The sequence below is a fragment of the Pseudomonas brassicacearum genome, assembly GCF_009601685.2.
Classification (GTDB): domain Bacteria; phylum Pseudomonadota; class Gammaproteobacteria; order Pseudomonadales; family Pseudomonadaceae; genus Aquipseudomonas; species Aquipseudomonas kilonensis_B.
This window is the reverse complement of the sequence record NZ_CP045701.2, coordinates 3,379,891-3,392,557: the sequence shown is the minus strand read 5'-3', so window position 1 is coordinate 3,392,557 and position 12,667 is coordinate 3,379,891. Positions and strand designations below refer to the sequence as shown.

The following is a 12,667-nucleotide window of genomic DNA, read 5'->3' as shown; positions in this document are numbered from 1 at the left end:
TCTGGCGATCAGGTACTTGTTGCGCGCATATAGATAACATGTTAACTATTGCCGTACAAAAACAATAAGCCATTGCGGAGAATGCCATGAGCATGCAACAGGTTGGGCAGGATGGTCTGGACACCTGGAACCGGGATCTGCGGGCGACTTGCGGTCACTTCGTTACCGAGCTGGCCTTCAATCGCTCGCTGTTTATTGGTGAAGTGTCGAATTTCCAGCGTGGGGGCCTTGCCCTCGCGAACCTGCGCACCAACGCCGGTAACATCAAGCGTCACTCGCCCAACGCCGATCACGATGATGACCAGGATTGCCTCCTGGTCAGCCAGCGCAGTGGCTACTGCCGCATTACCCAGAACGGTCAGAGCATCCAGTTGGCGCCCGGTGAATTGTTGTTGATGGATTCAGTGGGGGCGCTTGAAATCACCCCGTTCGGCCTGATCGAGCACGCGGTGCTGTCCTTGTCTCGCCAGGACGTGTCGAGGCAACTGGGCGGTGAAACCAAGACCTTTGGCAAGGTTTCGTCCAGCAAGGCGTGTGGGCGAATGCTGCATGTGTTGATGGACCAGCTGTGCAAGGACACGCCGGACGGCGAGGGCGCAGCGGGTGAAGGTGAGGCCTTGCAGAGTGCCTTCGTTTCGCTGTTGGGCTCGGCCCTGGAACACGGCAGCGATGCCCGTGACGAGGGGGCTGCCTTGCAGGGCAGCCACTTGCGCAGCTATGTGCAGAAGGTCATCGACGAGTCATTGACCCAGCCCGGCCTCAGCCCGGTGGGCCTGGCCAATCGGCTGAATATTTCGGTGCGGCATCTGTATCGTTTGTTCGAAGAGCAGGATGACAGCGTTTGCCGCTACATCCAGCGTGCCCGGCTCAAGCGCAGCGCCGATGACCTGACCAACCCGTTCCTGCGGGACGAGTCCATTACCTCGATCGCTTACAAATGGGGCTTTACCGATTCGGCGCATTTCAGCCGTTCGTTCAAGAAGCAGTTCGAGCTGTCGCCCAAGGAGTTTCGTTCCAGCCGTTTGCAGGTGGGGCAGGGGGTGGCTTGAGTGGACATATCCAATAGCTTTGCAGTCTGAACCACCGCTTTCGCGAGCAAGCCCGCTCCCACAAAGGGATTTGTGATGAGCATGATTTTTTTGGATGACATTGGAAAGTGTGGGAGCGGGCTTGCTTGCGAAGGCGGTGTAGCATTCACCACCATCGTCAGCGAGGCACCGCTCCCGCAGGTTCAAACCTCCGGCAAAGTCGAACCCCCATCGACCACCAAAGTCTGCCCGGTCACATAACCGGCCAGGCCCGATGCCAGGAACAGCATCGCACCGGCGATATCGCTCGGCTTGCCCAGTCGACCCAGCGGCACCCGGCGGGCGATGTCCTGGTTGACCTCATCGTCGCCAAGATTCGCCATGGCCGGTGTTGCAATCATGCCCGGCTCGACGCCATTGACGCGGACATTCTCGGCCGCCAGTTCCAGCGCGGCGTTGCGAATGAAGCCATTGACCCCGGCCTTGGAGGCCGCGTAGTGACTGAGCCCTGGATAAGCCACCCGCGGGCCGGTGACCGAAGAGGTCACCAGCACGCAGCCTTGGCCCTGGCGCCGGAACATCGGCAGCGCCGCCTGGGTCAGCCAGAACAGCGCAGAGAGGTTCACTGCCAGCGTTCGCTCAAGCATCGATGGGGTGATCTCGGCGAACGGTGTCAGCGGAAAATACCCGGCGTTGTGCACCAGGATATCCAGCCTCCCCACGCGTTGTTCCAGCTCGGCCATCATCGCGCAGATCGCCGTGGCGTCGGCCAGGTCAATCCCCACCGCTTGCACCTGACAGCCCCCGGCGGTCAATTCGTCGGCCACCGCCTCGGCGCGCGCCAGGCCCAGGTCGGCGATGACCACGCGGGCCCCGCGCAGGGCGAACGCTTCGACGATGGCCCGGCCAATGCCCTGGGCACCTCCGGTGACCAGCACGGTCTGGCCGCTGAAATCCAGATCCTCAGGCATCGCTGGCCTCCATCCGGCTGAAAGCCAGTGTCGGTACGTCGACAATGCTGGAGCCGCCATCGGCCACCAGCGTCGCCCCGGTGATGATCGACGCCTCGGGCGAGGCCAGGAAACGGCAGGCATTGGCGATTTCCTCGGCGCTGGCAGGCCTGCGCAACGGCACGTCGGCGCAGACCCGGTCATAGGCCTGCTGCAACGTTTCGCCATGGAACTGCATCAATACCTGCATTTCTTCATCGGCCATTGGCGTGCGGACCCAGCCAGGGCAGAGCGCGTTGACCCGTACGCCGTGAGGCCCGTAATCCCTTGCCAGGGAGCGGTTGAGGCCCAACAGCGCATGCTTGGCGGTGGTGTAGCCGCACACGTGCGGGCCTGCCGCCAAGGAAGCAATGGAGGCGATCAGCACGATGTTGCCGGCACTTTCCTGTAGCAGCGGCAGGCACGCCCGGGCGCTGTAGAAGGCGCTGTCGAGATTACTGCGCATGGCCGCTTCCCAGGCCGATGGCGGGGTCTCGGTGGCGCTGCCCATGCCCAAGCCACCGGCACAGGCCAGCAGCACGTCGAGTCGGCCATAACGCGTGCGAATCTGCTCGATGAAGCTGTCCCAGGTGCTCGGGCAGGCCGCATCGCCCACCAGCACCAGGCCGCCGATTTCCTCGGCGAGAGTTTCCAGGGGCTCGCGGCGTCGGCCGATCAATACCAGGTTGGCGCCTTCGGCGGCATACAGGCGGGCGCAGGCCGCACCGATACCGGTGCCGGCGCCCGTGATCACGACGGTGCGTAATTCAGGCATCGGGGTACTCCGTCTGGTTGAGCACCTGGCAGTAGGAACTGACCGGGAAATTGGAGAACTCATCGAACGACGCACCGGCGTAGCCGAAGATCTTGCCGTCGCTGCGGTGCTGTTGCAGGTCGATCAGCACCAGGCCCAGGGTCGGGATGATCTTTTCCCGCCACACGAACAGGTACAACTGGTCGGCGATCTTGTAGGTGTCGCAGCGATCGGTGTCGCACAGGCCTTGTTCAACGCCCTTGAGGCACTGCCACGAGTAGAACTGGTCGTTGAGGTAGATGTGTTCGTAGACTTCGCTCGGGCTATAGCGATACAGGTTGCGCAGCCCCACCAGTTCGGTGGTCGGTGCATGCGGGCACAGGCCAGGCTGCCAGGGACGGTCGAGGCTGCCGTGCAGGAACTGGGCTTGAACCGAGGTCAGGGGCTTGCCGGCCAGCGCCCGGCTATAGAGGCCTTCGCCGGTTTCTTGCTGGCTCGGCATGCGGCCGATCACGGCGGTGAAGGCGGCGCTGGCGGTATCGAGCACCAGGCTTACCGACGAGGTCAGCTCGCCTTCGCGCTTGATGAAGTCCACCAGGTACAGGCCCGGGCGTACGGATGTGGCCCGGTAGGTCGCGGTGCCGCTGGAGAGTCCATCGGCGGCGTTCCAGGTCAGGGTATCCTGCTCGAAGCGATGCTCGATCTGCCAGCCATTGGCGAAGTGCAGGGTGAAGGTCTTGCCGTCCAGGTCGGCCAGGTTTGGCAGGATGAAGGCTTCGGGGGCAAAGCCATCGGCCAGGGCGCCGACGGTGATCCAGTCTGAAGAAGTGCTCATTGCAAGGCTCCGGTGGTTGAATTAGCCACTCGGATCATGCGGTGCCTGGCAACGGCGGCCTATCAACCAAATGGTTGACTAGAGGAACAGTGCGCTGACCAACTCGGTACGGCTGCTCACGCCAACCTTGCGGAACAGGTGGATCAAGTGAGTCTTGATGGTCGGCAAGCCCACCCCCAGCTCCCGGGCCAATTGTTTGTTACTGACGCCTTGGCGCAGCAGCCAGGCGATCTGGCGCTCCTTGGGCGTCAAGTCGCCCAAGGGGTCCTCATGGCTGGGCAAATGGGCCACGGCCAGTTGCAGCAAGGTCTGCAACGCGCTGAGTTGGCTCAACTGCTGGCTGGTGAAAGCGCCTTGCTCGGCGGTGCGCAACAGCGAAATCGCGGCTTGGGGCTGACCGTCCCGATGGGCGAAGACTTCCACGACGTCGACCACGCCGTAGCGCTGCAGGAAGTCGCGATAACGATGGTTGTCACGCAGCGGTTGGCGGGCCATCGCCAGGCCCAACGGCACCACGGCCAGCTCGCTGGACACGCAGTGACGCGGGTGCAGCGGGTCGAACTGGCGGTAGTTGTCCAGGTAGTCGCGGTGCATCTCGCCGCTCATCCCATGCAGGCTGAAGTCATGGACTTGCAGCTGCCGATCAACACAGTAGAACGCCGCCCGACTGACGGGAACGAGCTGGGTGAACGCGTGCAGGCATTGGCCGGCGATGGCCTGGGTGGGGATGACGTTCATGGTCGCACCTTCGCCAAGAGGGCTGCCGGTGGGTTCGGCAGCCGGTTCCGATCAGGCTACCGCGAAATAGTGTTTGACGAAACTCTCGCTGACCACTTCCCACAGCACCGGCGTACCCTTGGTCACGAACCAGCTGTCGCCGGCCTTGTAGCGGGTGCTCTGGCCGGTGGCCTCGTCGGTGAGCACCACTTCACCGGTGACCACGATGGCTTGTTCGGCGAAGGGATAGACCATCCGGAACTTGCCTTGGGTGGTGCCGAAGTAGGCGCTGCTGACGGGATCGGTCGGTGCGCCGAAGGTCATCTTGCCGAAGGCTTTGACTTCGCCTTCGAGAATCTGCGAACCGAGGTCGGCGACGGTGCCCCAGGCGTCCAGGTCGGACAGCTGGATGTTTTTTTCGAGGGTAATAAGGGGCATGGCAGTGACTCCTGATGAGTGAAAGAAACAGTGAAATTGGGTGGGGCTTTTGTGACGTGGGGGTTGATGAACCATCACATCGCACCGCTGGACCTGTAGGAGCTGGCGAAGGCTCGGGCCGCGTTCGGACGATCTATTGATTTTGATCGTTCGCTTTCGACTCAATGGTCAAGGGAAAGATCGCAGCCTCGTTTCACTCGACAGCTCCTACGGTCCGGTTCGGCGGTGGTGTTGGGGCGTTCCCTCGCCACAGGGTTCGTGTTCAGCCGCTCACCTCAGCGACGGCCATTCCAGTAGCCCGACAGCTGATGCCAGGACTTGCCGGCGGTCAGCAGCAATGGGCGAATGGCGTCTTTGCCGATGATGGTCGGGCGGTGGATCGAGCTGACCAGGTCGTAGCGCGCTGAGCCTTCGCTCATGCCTTCGGCCAGCACCTTGCAGATGATGTGGCTCGGGGTGACGCCAAAGCCTGAGTAACCCTGGACGAAAAACGCGTTGCTGCGGCCGGGCAGGGTGCCGATCTGCGGGAACAGGTTCGGGCTGCACGCCATCGGGCCACCCCAGGCCAGGTCGATCTTCACGTCCTTGAGGTACGGGAATATCTTGAGCATCAGGCGCCGGTTCCAGGCCTTGAGATCCTGGGGGATGTGCTCCACCAACGGCGTCGCGGCACCGAACAGCAGGCGGTTTTCGTTGGTGACGCGGTAGTAGTCGATCACCGGGCGAATGTCACTGTAGGCACCGCGAATCGGGCTGATGCGCTGGATCAGTTCGTCCGACAACGGCTCGGTCATCATCTGGAAAGCGTAGGTGTTGATGGTCGAGCGATGCAGTTCCGGTTCCAGCTTGTTGAGGAAACTGTCGCAGGCCCACAGCAGCTTGCTGGCCCTGACCGAACCACGCCCGGTACGCACGGTGATGCGTTCGCCATAGCTGACTTCCAGGGCCGGGCTGTTCTCGAAAATCCGCACGCCGTGGCTGACCAAGGCCTTGGCCTCACCCAGCAACAGGTTCAGCGAGTGCACATGCCCGCCGCCCATGTGCAGCAAGGCGCTGCCGTAGGCCTTGGAACCGATGATCTGCTGCACGTCGGAGCCACCGAGAAAACGGATCTCGTGTTTGCTGTTGATCGACTTGAAGTCTTTTTCCCAGGCCCGCAGGGTTTTTTCCTGGCGCGCGTTGAAGCCCATGTAGCCGTAGCCATGGCAGAAGTCGGCATCGATGTCGTACTTGGCGATACGGTCCTTGATGATGTCGGCGCCCAGGTCGCTGATCTCGAAGACTTGGCGCAGGCCGTCTTCACCCACGTCCTTCTTGATCTTTTCCAGGTCATGACCGATGCCGGCCATGATCTGTCCGCCATTGCGCCCGGTGCCGCCGAACCCCAGGTAACGCGCCTCCAGCACCACGATGTTGGTGATGCCTTTTTCGGCGAGCTCCAGCGCGGTATTGATGCCGGAGAAACCGCCGCCAATGACCACGACATCGGCGTCCACGTCCTGTTCCAGCGTGGGGAAGCTGAGGTTGTATTTCTTGGTGGCCGTGTAATAGGTGGGCGTTTCGATATTGATCATGACGCAACCTGACAAAGTGAAAGGAAACTCCGTTGCAACGCCTACGCAAGGCATTGCAGGGGATGGCCCTATTAAGAGCCCTGGCGGGGGCGCCTGTCTTGATCATCCGTGCCGGGGTATTTGACCGAGCGCGCCATCGGGCTGAAACCTGCCCATGAAAAGTACAATCTTGGATCTGGAAGGTGCATTTTTCACCTGCCCGTGATTGCCCATACTGGACCGGCCTTAATCACTGATCCCGCTGTTTGTGCAACCTCAGGTTGCCGGGCAAAGGCGGGATTGGCAGATGCCAATAATAAAAGAGCCTGTCCATGAAAAAGCCAAACCCGCTGCTCGAAGACCTCAAGCCCATCCTGCCGGTCATTGCCGCCAACGCTTTCCAGGCGGAAAAGGACCGTAGCGTCCCTGCCGAGAATATAGCCCTGCTCAAAGGCATCGGCATGCACAAGGCCTTCCAGCCGAAAAAGTACGGGGGCATGGAAATTTCCCTGCCACAGTTCGCCGATTGCATCGCGCTGCTGGCCGGTGCCTGTGCCAGCACGGCCTGGGCCATGAGCCTGTTGTGCACCCACAGCCACCAGTTGGCAATGTTCCCGGCCAAGGCCCAGCAGGAAATCTGGGGCGATGATCCCGATGCCACCGCCAGCAGCAGCATCGCGCCGTTTGGCCGCACCGAGGAAGTCGAGGGCGGTGTGATGTTCAGCGGTGAAATGGGCTGGAGCAGTGGCTGCGATCATGCCGAATGGGCGATCGTGGGGTTTCGCCGTAAAAACGCCGAAGGCACCCAGGATTACTGCTTTGCGGTATTGCCGCGCAGCGACTATGAGATTCGCGATGACTGGTTCGCGGTGGGCATGCGCGGCAGTGGCAGCAAGACCTTGATCATCGACAACGCTTTCGTGCCGGAACACCGGATCCAGAAAGCCAAGGACATGATGGAGGGCAAGTCCGGCGGATTCGGCCTGTATCCCGACAGCAAGATTTTCTACTCGCCATACCGACCCTACTTCGCCAGTGGTTTTTCCACGGTCAGCCTGGGCGTGGCCGAACGTATGCTGGAGGTTTTCCGCGAGAAAACCCGCAACCGCGTGCGGGCCTACACCGGTGCGGCAGTCGGCGCCGCCACCCCGGCGTTGATGCGCCTGGCCGAGTCGACCCATCAGGTGGCCGCGGCCCGTGCCTTCCTGGAGAAAACCTGGCAGGAGCACGCCGAATACGGTGAGCGCCACGAATACCCCAGCCGGGAGACCCTGGTGTTCTGGCGGACCAACCAGGGCTACGCCACCAAGATGTGCATCCAGGCCGTCGACCGCTTGATGGAGGCAGCCGGCGGCGGTGCCTGGTTCGAAAACAACGAGTTGCAACGGCTGTTTCGCGACGCCCATCTGACCGGCGCCCATGCCTACACCGACTACGATGTCTGTGCGCAGATTCTCGGTCGTGAGCTGATGGGCCTTGAGCCTGATCCTTCCATGGTTTGACCGCTTGTTGGCTGAACCCTAGAACAATAATCGAGGCCGTCGCTCGAGGCGGCCGGGAGTCTTGCATGTCCAGTCTTTGTGATACCGCTTTCGATACCCGCGCGTTCCGCCGGGCCTTGGGTAACTTCGCCACCGGCGTGACCGTGGTCACCGCCGCCACTGAAGATGGCCGCAAGGTCGGTGTGACGGCCAACAGTTTCAACTCCGTGTCCCTGGACCCGCCATTGATCCTGTGGAGCATCGACAAGCGCTCGAGCAGCCATGGCGTGTTCGAAGCCGCCAGCCACTTTGCGGTGAACGTGCTGGCCGCCGACCAGATCGACCTGTCGAACAACTTCGCACGACCCAAGGAGGACCGCTTCGCGCAAATCGAATTCGAGACCGGCGAAGGCGGCGCCCCGGTGTTTGTCGATTGCTCGGCGCGTTTTCACTGTGAAAAATTCCAGCAGGTCGATGGCGGCGATCACTGGATCATGATCGGCAAGGTCGTGGCGTTTGATGATTTCGGACGCTCTCCATTGCTCTATCACCAGGGCGCCTACTCGATGGTGCTGCCCCACACTCGCATGACCAAACGGGAAGAGGGCCAGTCCCCGAGCAGTCACTTCCAGGGGCGCTTGAGCCACAACCTGTATTACCTGATGACCCAGGCACTGCGGGCCTACCAGGCCAGCTACCAGCCGCGTCAGTTGTCCACCGGCTTGCGCACCAGTGAGGCGCGGATGTTGATGGTGCTGGAGAACGACGCCGGGCTGAACCTGTGCGACTTGCAGCGGGAAGTGGCGATGCCGGCGCGCGAGATCGAAGAAGCCGTGGCCAACCTCAAGCGCAAGGGCCTGGTGAGCGATGAAGGCGAGCGGGTACGCCTGACTGCCAAGGGTATCGATGAGACCGAAGGACTCTGGGCGATTGCCAAGGAGCAGCAGGACAAGGTGTTCGACCAGTTCAGCGAGGAACAGGTCGAGCATTTCAAGCAAGTGCTCAAGGGCGTGATCAAGGGCGCTTGAGAGCGCATCGATACCTTCCCTTGCTCCCGCTGGGCTCCGTAGGAGCTGGCGAAGCCTGCGATCTTTTGATTTTTCGCTCTCGACTCAATTGTCTGGGACAAGATCGCAGCCTCGTTGCACTCGACAGCTCCTACACCGCCCATACAATCTCGTCACAGGGCAATTGCTTGTTCCAGATTCTGTGAACGGATAGGCCAGCATGAGTTGGAAGCTGTTAAGATTTAGTTAACTCATTAACTAAATCTATTTCGCGAACATTACTCATGCCCAAGCTGCGCCAATCCTTGACCCTGACCCTGCTCCAGGCCCGTGAAGCGGCCATGGGGTTTTTCCGGCCTTCCCTCAATCAACATGGCTTGACCGAGCAGCAATGGCGAGTCATCCGTATTCTCAGCCAGCACGACGAGCTGGAGATCAATCGCCTGGCCGAGCTGGCCTGCATCCTCAAGCCCAGCATGACCGGCGTGTTGGTGCGCATGGAAGCGGCGGGCATGGTGGTGCGGCGCAAGGCCGAACAGGATCAGCGGCGGGTGCTGGTGCGCCTGGCGCCGCAAGGGCAGGCGAGCTTCGATTCGATGAGCCAGAGCATGGAAGAGAATTACCAGCGTCTGCAGGACAAGTTAGGGGAGGAAAAATTGCAGACGTTGCTGGGGTTGCTCAATGACCTGAAGGCGATCAGGCGCTGAGACCTCCAAGCGAGATCGGCTTTTGTGGCGAGGGAGCTTGCTCCCGCTGGGCCTGTAGCTGTGTAGGAGCTGTCGAGCGGAGCGAGGCTGCGATCTTTCCAAAGACGCTTGAATCCCAAGTGCAAGATCAAGATCAAAAGATCGCAGGCTTCGCCAGCTCCTATAGAGACCAGCGGGAGCAAGCTCCCTCGGCACTGAGGTTGTGTTGCTATCAGTACACGCCGCCAGCCGCAGGTTTTGGCGTGTCTTTGAACGCCGCCGCGAGTGTCTGCAAGCCCCGCATCAACACCGTGGTATCCACGCCCACCGCGACAAACGCCGCGCCGAGTTCGATATAGCGCCGGGCCAGTTTTTCATCCGCGCTGAGAATCCCGGCCGCCTTGCCGGCCTGGCGGATGCGGGCGATGGCGTCTTCGATGGCTGCTTGCACATCCGGGTGACCGGGGTTGCCACGAAACCCCATGGACGCGCTCAGGTCCGCCGGGCCGATAAAGACCCCATCCACACCTTCCACGGCCGCAATGGCATCCAGGTTGGCCAGGCCTTCGCAGCTCTCGATCTGGACCAACAGGCACATCTGTTCATCGGCCTTGTCGAGGTAACCGGGGATGCTGTTCCAGCGTGACGCCCGGGCCAGTGCGCTGCCGACGCCGCGTACACCATGGGGCGGGTAGTGCATGGCGCGCACCAGTTCGCGCGCCTGGTCGGCGCTTTCCACCATCGGCACCAGCAGGGTCTGCACGCCGATATCGAGCACTTGCTTGATCAGCGCAGTGTCACCGATCACCGGGCGTATCACCGGCTGGCTGGGGTAGGGCGCCACGGCCTGGAGCTGGCCGAGCAGGGTGCGCAAGTCGTTGGGCGCGTGTTCACCGTCGATCAGCAGCCAGTCGAAGCCGGCGTTGGCCGCCAGTTCCGCACAGTAGGCATCGGCCAACCCCAGCCACAGGCCGATCTGCGCCTCGCCGCTGCGCAGGCGTTGCTTGAAGGTATTGATGGGCATGTCCATGAAACGGTCTCCGATCAGACGAAACGGCAGGCGATGGAACCGAGCATGTCGTAGTCGACATGAAAGGTGTCGCCGGGGTTGGCTGCCACGGGGCGGGTGAAGGAGCCGCCGAGGATGATCTGTCCCGGTTGCAGGGTGACGTCATAAGCCGCCAGTTTGTTCGCCAGCCAGGCCACGCCTTTGGCCGGGTGATTGAGCACCGCCGCCGAGACGCCGGACTCTTCGATCACGCCGTTGCGGTAGAGCACCGCCGGCACCTTGCGCAGGTCGATCTCGGTCGGACGTACGGCGCGACCGCCCATGACCACGCCGGCATTGGCGGCGTTGTCGGAGATGGTGTCGAACACCTTGCGGGTCGCCTTGGTCTGCGGGTCGACCTGCTGGATGCGCGCATCGATGATTTCCAGCGCCGGGATCACCCAATCGGTGGCGTCGAGCACGTCGAACACCGTCACGTTCGGACCCTTCAACGGCTTGCCGAGTATGAACGCCAGTTCCACTTCCACCCGTGGCACGATGAAACGCTCGAACGGGATGTCGGTGCCTTCGTCAAAGAACATGTCATCCAGCAGCGCACCGAAGTCCGGCTCGGTGATGTTCGACGACACCTGCATGGCCCGGGAGGTCAGGCCGATCTTGTGGCCGACCAGCTTGCGGCCGTCCTTGATTTTCTGCGCGACCCAGGCGCGCTGGATGGCGTAGGCATCCTCAATGGTGATGTCCGGGTGGTCGAGGGAAAACTGCCGCACCTGCTCGCGGGAGCGTTCGGCCTGGTCGAGGCGGGTGGCGGCTTGCTGGATGAAGTTCTGGTCAAGCATGGCAAGGGTCTCTTATTGAGGGTTGACGATGGCGGCCCGGGTGCGCAGCACCAGCAAGCCGCCAAGGGCGATGAGCAGGGCCAGCACATACAAGGCGAGGCTGGCGCTCTGGGTGGTGTCGCGCATCCAGCCGATCAGGTAGGGCGCGAAGAATGAGGCGATGCTGCCGAAGGAGCTGATCAGTGCGATACCGGCGGCCTGGGTGCCGTTGGACAGGAAGGCTGGCGGCAGTTGCCAGAACATCGGCAACGCCGCACTGGCGCCCATGCCGGCGACAATCAGGCCGCTCAGTACCAGGGTCGGATTGCCGGGTGAGAGCCCGGTGACCGCAATGCCCAGCGCCGCCATCAACAGTGGCACGCACAGGTGCCAGCGACGTTCGCGATGGCGGTCGGAGGAACGCCCGCAGCCGATCATGAAAAAACAGCCGGCCAGGTAGGGCACCGCGCTGAGCAGCCCGACCTTGCCGTCGCTGCCGATGCCGGCGCCGTGGATCAGGGTGGGCATCCAGAAGGCCAGGGTGTTCACCGCCAGCATCACGGCGAAGTACACCGCCACCAACAACCACACCTGCCGATTGTTGAGGATCGCCGAAAACGAGGTGATGGATTTGCGCTGTTCTTCAAGGCTCAATTGTTCGCGCAGCTGCTGTTTGGCTTGCGGTGTGAGCCACTTGACCGTCTCGAAATTGTCCGGCAGGCACTTGAGCACGACAAGGCCGAGCAGGATCACCGGCAGCCCTTCGATGACGAACATCCATTGCCAGCCGCGCAGGCCACCAAGATCATGGAAATGCTCGAGAATGCCGCCGGACAACGGCCCGCCAATCACCCCGGCCATGGGCACGGCGATGGCAAACAACGCGGTCACCTGGGCCCGGCGCCGGGCCGGATACCAGCGGTTGAGAAAGACCAGGATGCCAGGAAAGAAACCGGCCTCGGCCACGCCCAGCAGAAAGCGCAATACGTAGAAACCGGCGGCGCTGTCGATGAGGAACATACCGGTGGACAAGGCGCCCCAGACCACCATCAGCGTGGCGATCCAGCGCCGCGGACCGACCCGGTCCAGGGCCATGTTGCTGGGCACCCCGAACAGCGCATAGGCGATGAAGAACAGCCCGGCGCCGAAGCCGTAGACCGTGTCGCTGAACTGCAGGTCGGCGCTCATCTGCATCTTGGCGAAGCCGATGTTGATGCGGTCCAGGTGGGCAAAGAGGTAACAGACCAGCAGCAGCGGCATCAGCCGCCAGGTGATGGTGGCATGGGTGCGGTCGTGCGCGACGGTGCCGGCAGTGTCGGCGGTATTGGCTGTGCTCATGATCTTGTACTTTT

At 62.0% G+C, this 12,667-nt stretch carries 13 protein-coding genes; 4 read left to right on the top strand and 9 right to left on the bottom strand.

Annotation, left to right across the window (positions count from 1 at the left end; all coding sequences use genetic code 11):
* The first annotated feature begins 86 nt into the window (after nt 1–86).
* Complete coding sequence (gene feaR / locus GFU70_RS14725) at nt 87–1,049, top strand: transcriptional regulator FeaR (RefSeq protein WP_116642161.1); 963 nt, start codon at nt 87–89, stop codon at nt 1,047–1,049.
* A gap of 182 nt (nt 1,050–1,231) precedes the next feature.
* Here the strand turns inward: feaR and GFU70_RS14720 are convergent, their stop codons facing one another.
* The 6 genes from GFU70_RS14720 to GFU70_RS14695 all read right to left on the bottom strand — a co-directional run bounded on the left by GFU70_RS14720 (nt 1,232) and on the right by GFU70_RS14695 (nt 6,335).
* Nucleotides 1,232–1,999 carry an SDR family oxidoreductase gene (locus GFU70_RS14720; protein WP_153388303.1) on the bottom strand — a complete coding sequence of 256 codons (768 nt, stop codon included), beginning with the start codon at nt 1,997–1,999 and terminating at the stop codon, nt 1,232–1,234.
* Entirely contained in the window at nt 1,992–2,792 is an 801-nt protein-coding gene (locus GFU70_RS14715) for an SDR family NAD(P)-dependent oxidoreductase (protein WP_153388302.1), read from the bottom strand. The genes GFU70_RS14720 and GFU70_RS14715 overlap by 8 nt, the downstream gene beginning before the upstream one ends.
* Nucleotides 2,785–3,606, bottom strand: a complete 822-nt coding sequence (locus GFU70_RS14710) for a molybdenum cofactor biosynthesis F family protein (protein ID WP_153388301.1) — start codon at nt 3,604–3,606, stop codon at nt 2,785–2,787. The genes GFU70_RS14715 and GFU70_RS14710 overlap by 8 nt, the downstream gene beginning before the upstream one ends.
* Before the next feature lie 78 nt (nt 3,607–3,684).
* Nucleotides 3,685–4,344 carry a helix-turn-helix transcriptional regulator gene (locus tag GFU70_RS14705; RefSeq protein WP_058544309.1) on the bottom strand — a complete coding sequence of 220 codons (660 nt, stop codon included), beginning with the start codon at nt 4,342–4,344 and terminating at the stop codon, nt 3,685–3,687.
* Nucleotides 4,345–4,395: 51 nt separating this feature from the next.
* On the bottom strand, nt 4,396–4,761 hold the full coding sequence (locus GFU70_RS14700) for a cupin domain-containing protein (RefSeq protein ID WP_058544308.1): 366 nt from the start codon (nt 4,759–4,761) through the stop codon (nt 4,396–4,398).
* Between the two features lie 275 nt (nt 4,762–5,036).
* Entirely contained in the window at nt 5,037–6,335 is a 1,299-nt protein-coding gene (locus GFU70_RS14695) for an NAD(P)/FAD-dependent oxidoreductase (protein WP_058544307.1), read from the bottom strand.
* Nucleotides 6,336–6,646: 311 nt separating this feature from the next.
* Between GFU70_RS14695 and GFU70_RS14690 the strand changes: the two genes are divergently transcribed.
* The 3 genes from GFU70_RS14690 to hpaR all read left to right on the top strand — a co-directional run bounded on the left by GFU70_RS14690 (nt 6,647) and on the right by hpaR (nt 9,509).
* The gene (locus GFU70_RS14690) at nt 6,647–7,816 is read left to right on the top strand and encodes a p-hydroxyphenylacetate 3-hydroxylase oxygenase component (RefSeq protein ID WP_153388300.1); all 1,170 of its coding nucleotides are present in this window, start codon (nt 6,647–6,649) and stop codon (nt 7,814–7,816) included.
* Nucleotides 7,817–7,881: 65 nt separating this feature from the next.
* Nucleotides 7,882–8,823 (top strand): p-hydroxyphenylacetate 3-hydroxylase reductase component, encoded by a 942-nt coding sequence (locus tag GFU70_RS14685; RefSeq protein WP_153388299.1) that lies wholly within the window; start codon nt 7,882–7,884, stop codon nt 8,821–8,823.
* Nucleotides 8,824–9,086: 263 nt separating this feature from the next.
* Nucleotides 9,087–9,509 (top strand): homoprotocatechuate degradation operon regulator HpaR, encoded by a 423-nt coding sequence (gene hpaR, locus GFU70_RS14680; protein WP_014338027.1) that lies wholly within the window; start codon nt 9,087–9,089, stop codon nt 9,507–9,509.
* 211 nt (nt 9,510–9,720) lie between these two features.
* On the opposite strand, the gene hpaI is transcribed toward hpaR, so the two are convergent.
* From hpaI to GFU70_RS14665, 3 genes are read right to left on the bottom strand one after another with little or no spacing between them, the layout of a single operon-like run.
* Nucleotides 9,721–10,518 (bottom strand): 4-hydroxy-2-oxoheptanedioate aldolase, encoded by a 798-nt coding sequence (gene hpaI / locus GFU70_RS14675; RefSeq protein ID WP_116642166.1) that lies wholly within the window; start codon nt 10,516–10,518, stop codon nt 9,721–9,723.
* A 14-nt stretch (nt 10,519–10,532) separates the two neighbouring features.
* Complete coding sequence (gene hpaH, locus GFU70_RS14670; protein WP_153388298.1) at nt 10,533–11,336, bottom strand: 2-oxo-hept-4-ene-1,7-dioate hydratase; 804 nt, start codon at nt 11,334–11,336, stop codon at nt 10,533–10,535.
* 12 nt (nt 11,337–11,348) lie between these two features.
* Nucleotides 11,349–12,653 carry an MFS transporter gene (locus tag GFU70_RS14665; RefSeq protein ID WP_064107090.1) on the bottom strand — a complete coding sequence of 435 codons (1,305 nt, stop codon included), beginning with the start codon at nt 12,651–12,653 and terminating at the stop codon, nt 11,349–11,351.
* Between the last annotated feature and the right edge of the window lie 14 nt (nt 12,654–12,667).

Bases quoted from the DNA above. Each gene is read 5' to 3' on its own strand.
- feaR (WP_116642161.1), top strand. From the start codon at position 87: ATGAGCATGCAACAGGTTGGGCAGGATGGTCTGGACACCTGGAACCGG.
- GFU70_RS14720 (WP_153388303.1), bottom strand. From the start codon at position 1,999: ATGCCTGAGGATCTGGATTTCAGCGGCCAGACCGTGCTGGTCACCGGA.
- GFU70_RS14715 (WP_153388302.1), bottom strand. From the start codon at position 2,792: ATGCCTGAATTACGCACCGTCGTGATCACGGGCGCCGGCACCGGTATC.
- GFU70_RS14710 (WP_153388301.1), bottom strand. From the start codon at position 3,606: ATGAGCACTTCTTCAGACTGGATCACCGTCGGCGCCCTGGCCGATGGC.
- GFU70_RS14705 (WP_058544309.1), bottom strand. From the start codon at position 4,344: ATGAACGTCATCCCCACCCAGGCCATCGCCGGCCAATGCCTGCACGCG.
- GFU70_RS14700 (WP_058544308.1), bottom strand. From the start codon at position 4,761: ATGCCCCTTATTACCCTCGAAAAAAACATCCAGCTGTCCGACCTGGAC.
- GFU70_RS14695 (WP_058544307.1), bottom strand. From the start codon at position 6,335: ATGATCAATATCGAAACGCCCACCTATTACACGGCCACCAAGAAATAC.
- GFU70_RS14690 (WP_153388300.1), top strand. From the start codon at position 6,647: ATGAAAAAGCCAAACCCGCTGCTCGAAGACCTCAAGCCCATCCTGCCG.
- GFU70_RS14685 (WP_153388299.1), top strand. From the start codon at position 7,882: ATGTCCAGTCTTTGTGATACCGCTTTCGATACCCGCGCGTTCCGCCGG.
- hpaR (WP_014338027.1), top strand. From the start codon at position 9,087: ATGCCCAAGCTGCGCCAATCCTTGACCCTGACCCTGCTCCAGGCCCGT.
- hpaI (WP_116642166.1), bottom strand. From the start codon at position 10,518: ATGGACATGCCCATCAATACCTTCAAGCAACGCCTGCGCAGCGGCGAG.
- hpaH (WP_153388298.1), bottom strand. From the start codon at position 11,336: ATGCTTGACCAGAACTTCATCCAGCAAGCCGCCACCCGCCTCGACCAG.
- GFU70_RS14665 (WP_064107090.1), bottom strand. From the start codon at position 12,653: ATGAGCACAGCCAATACCGCCGACACTGCCGGCACCGTCGCGCACGAC.